This window comes from Pseudomonas sp. 43NM1, assembly GCF_002836905.1.
GTDB classification, from domain to species: domain Bacteria; phylum Pseudomonadota; class Gammaproteobacteria; order Pseudomonadales; family Pseudomonadaceae; genus Aquipseudomonas; species Aquipseudomonas prosekii.
In genome coordinates this window covers 1-3,585 of sequence record NZ_MKGS01000089.1, presented here as the reverse complement: position 1 = coordinate 3,585, position 3,585 = coordinate 1, and the positions used below count along the sequence as shown (strand labels likewise).

At 60.9% G+C, this 3,585-nt stretch carries 4 protein-coding genes and 1 pseudogene; 4 read left to right on the top strand and 1 reads right to left on the bottom strand.

Features of this window, described 5'->3' with window-relative positions; genetic code table 11:
* Positions 1 to 565: pseudogene (locus BI292_RS09185) on the top strand (formaldehyde dehydrogenase, glutathione-independent); the annotation flags it as partial.
* 373 nt (positions 566 to 938) lie between these two features.
* Positions 939 to 1,496 (top strand): DUF2780 domain-containing protein, encoded by a 558-nt coding sequence (locus tag BI292_RS09180; protein ID WP_101207687.1) that lies wholly within the window; start codon positions 939 to 941, stop codon positions 1,494 to 1,496.
* Position 1,497: 1 nt separating this feature from the next.
* On the opposite strand, the gene BI292_RS09175 is transcribed toward BI292_RS09180, so the two are convergent.
* Complete coding sequence (locus BI292_RS09175; protein WP_101207686.1) at positions 1,498 to 2,385, bottom strand: acyltransferase; 888 nt, start codon at positions 2,383 to 2,385, stop codon at positions 1,498 to 1,500.
* A 226-nt stretch (positions 2,386 to 2,611) separates the two neighbouring features.
* On the opposite strand from BI292_RS09175, the gene BI292_RS09170 reads away from it, so the two are divergent.
* On the top strand, positions 2,612 to 3,118 hold the full coding sequence (locus BI292_RS09170; protein WP_101207685.1) for an ATP-dependent zinc protease: 507 nt from the start codon (positions 2,612 to 2,614) through the stop codon (positions 3,116 to 3,118).
* A 59-nt stretch (positions 3,119 to 3,177) separates the two neighbouring features.
* Positions 3,178 to 3,585 (top strand): response regulator (locus BI292_RS09165; RefSeq protein ID WP_157831239.1); only part of this gene is annotated, 408 nt, incomplete at its 3' end.

The window sequence follows — 3,585 nt, the reverse complement described above, 5'->3', positions numbered from 1 at the left end:
GGTGGTGATCATCGGCGACGTCAACACCGTGCGCCTGGCCCACGCCAAAGCGCAGGGTTTCGAAATCGCCGACCTGTCGCTGGACACCCCGCTGCACGAACAAATCGCTGCACTGCTGGGCGAGCCGGAAGTGGATTGCGCGGTCGACGCGGTGGGCTTCGAAGCACGCGGTCACGGCCATGACGGGGTCAAACACGAAGCCCCGGCCACTGTGCTCAACTCGCTGATGGGTGTGGTCCGCGTCGCCGGCAAGATCGGCATTCCGGGCCTCTACGTCACCGAAGATCCGGGTGCCGTGGACGCCGCCGCGAAGATGGGCAGCCTGAGCATTCGCTTCGGTCTGGGCTGGGCCAAATCCCACAGCTTCCACACCGGCCAGACGCCTGTGATGAAGTACAACCGCCAACTGATGCAGGCGATCATGTGGGACCGTATCCACATTGCTGACATCGTAGGCGTGGAAGTCATCAGCCTCGATGACGCGCCACGCGGTTACGGCGAGTTCGATGCCGGTGTGCCGAAGAAGTTTGTGATCGATCCGCACAAGCTGTTCAGCGCGGCGTAAGGCATTCACGCAATGCACAACGGCGACCTTCGGGTCGCCGTTTTCATGAGCAAAACAGCCAACCCGTGGCGAGGGGGCTTGCCGCCGTTCGTTTTGCCTGATTCACCGCGCAAGATTGTTCATGGGCCGCTGCGCGACCCGACGGGGGCAAGTCCTCTTGCCACAGAGGAAAGTGAGTTGCGCAGATGGGGCAAGTCCTCTTGCCACAGAGGACAGTGAGTTGCGCAGATGGGGCATGTCCCTTGCCACAGAGGGCAGTCGGTTGTGCAGATGGGAACAATCCCCCGACCTGCCAGTCCAACGCACAGTTTTTCGCCGCGTCTGTTTGCTGGCAAACAGGGCGGACGGTTTTTGCCCAATAGAGGTTCTCTCGATGAAGATTTCACGCGGTTTTGCATTGGCTACGCTGATGAGTCTGGCGGCCAGTCCGGCCTTCGCCCAGTTCAACCTGAACGACGCGGCCAATGCCATTTCCGGCATGAAGGGCAATGACAGTGCGGCCGCGGCGGCGCCGACTTCGGAGACCGCCGGTCTGTTGAGCGCCCTGAGTGCGCTGGACGTCACCCCGCAACAAGCGGTCGGCGGCACCAGTGCGATGCTGGGCCTGGCGAAGAATCAGTTGAGCAGCACCGACTATTCGCAATTGGCCAAGGAAGTACCGGGCATCGACAAGCTCTCTGGCGGCAGCGGCAATTTGGCGGCGCTGAGCGGTTTGCTGGGCTCGTCGGGCAAATCCGCTGGGCTGGAAAATGCCTTGGGCAACGTCAAGGACACCAACGACCTGAACAACGCCTTCAGCGCGCTGGGCATGGACAGCGGCATGATCGGCCAGTTTGCCCCGGTGATTCTGCAATACCTCGGTCAGCAGGGCGTCGGCGGTTCGCTGCTCGGCAGTCTGGGCAGCATCTGGGGCACCGGCACTGGTAGCTGATTCAACGGCGCTCGTCGCGCAATTCGGCGATGCGCCGGTCTTTCTCGATCCAGAGCTGGTTGACCCAGTTCTGGACCGTCTGGCGAAACTGCGGATCGTTTTCGTAATCGCCACGCCACAACGCCGGGTCGAGTTCGCGGGTCTGGATGTCGATGATCACCTTCGGCACATTGCCGCTGATCAAATCCCAGAACCCCGGAATCCGCTGCTGCGGATACACCACCGTCACATCGAGAATAGCGTCCAGCTGTTCGCCCATCGCCGCCAGTACAAACGCCACGCCGCCCGCCTTGGGTTTGAGCAAATGGTTGAACGGTGATTGCTGCTGAGTGCTTTTTGCCGAGGTAAACCGCGTGCCTTCCAGGTAATTGACCACCGTCACCGGTTGGCTTTTGTACAGCTCGCACGCGGCTTTGGTGATCTCCAGGTCCTTGCCTGCCAGTTCGGGGTTCTTCGCCAGAAACGCATTGGTGTAGCGCTTCATGAACGGGTAATCCAGCGCCCACCAGGCGAGCCCGAGGAACGGCACCCAGATCAGTTCTTTCTTGAGGAAGAATTTGAAGAACGGCGTGCGCCGGTTCAACGCCTGGATCAGCGCCGGGATATCAACCCAGGATTGATGGTTGCTGATCACCAGATACGAGGTGTCGCTGCGCAAGTCGCCGCCGCCGCGAATGTCCCATTGGGTGGGAATGCACAGCTTGAAAATCAGCTTGTCGATTTCCGCCCAGGTCTCGGCGATCCACATCACCGCCGTCGAGGCGTAAACGCGATAACGACCGGGCAAGACCAGTTTCAGCAGGGCAAACACCATCAGCGGCCCGATCAGGACCAGGGTGTTGAGCAACAGCAGCAGGGTAACGAAACAGCCGGTGAGCAGGCGGCGCATAAGTAACTCTTGAAAACAGTTGGGCGCGCCATGATAAGCAGCTTCGGCCGGCAGGCCAAATCCGCGTCGACGAATGTTTCACCTTTCAACAGTTATGCTTCGCACCTCATGAAGATCCCTGTGGCGAGCTCTCCCGCCACAAGGCAGCGGCAGCCTAACTATCGCTGGTTTTTGCGGTCTAGAATTCGGTCTCTGCGCCCTCCATTTCCCAAGGAAGCCCCATCACGTGAAATCCCTCCTTGCACTGCTGACCCTCGTGGCCCTGCCGGTCATGGCCGCCGAGCCGACCCTGTACGGGCGTTACGAATACATCGCGCTGCCGGAAATCGGCGGTGAAGTCCTCAAGGCGAAAATGGACACCGGCGCCCTGACCGCGTCGCTGTCGGCCAAGGACATCGAAATGTTCACCCGCGATGGCGACGAGTGGGTGCGCTTCCGCCTCGCCACCAAAGACGCGAGCAACAAGGTCTACGAACACAAGATCGCCCGTATCAGCAAGATCAAGGCACGCTCCGAAGAAGATGAAGACGACAAGGACGAAGCCGCGCCGACCAAGCGTCCGGTGGTCGATCTGGAATTGTGCCTGGGCAACGTCAAGCGCACGGTCGAGGTCAACCTTACCGACCGCAGCAGCTTCAATTACCCGCTGCTGATCGGCGCCAAGGCCTTGCGCGAATTCAACGCCGCAGTGAACCCGGCACGCCGTTACACCTCCGACAAACCCGACTGCTGATTGACGCGATGCGAGGCTTGCGCCACCGTTGCGCAACTTAACTGTTGGGCTCGGATGCCATGCCTCATATCCTGATTGTCGAAGACGAAGCGGCCATTGCCGATACGTTGATTTTTGCCTTGCAGGGCGAAGGCTTCACCACCACCTGGTTGAGCCTCGGCGCCGCCGCGCTGGAGCATCAGCGCGAGACCCCGGCCGACCTGATCATCCTCGACATCGGCCTGCCCGATATCAGTGGCTTCGAAACCTGCAAGCAACTGCGCCGTTTCAGCGAAGTGCCGGTGATTTTCCTCAGCGCCCGCGACGCCGAAATTGACCGGGTGGTGGGCCTGGAGATCGGCGCCGACGATTACGTGGTCAAGCCGTTCAGCCCACGCGAAGTGGCGGCGCGGGTCCGCGCGATCCTCAAACGCATGGCGCCGCGCGCGGTGGCCGAGGTCGCAGCAACTTCAACTCAAACCCCAGCC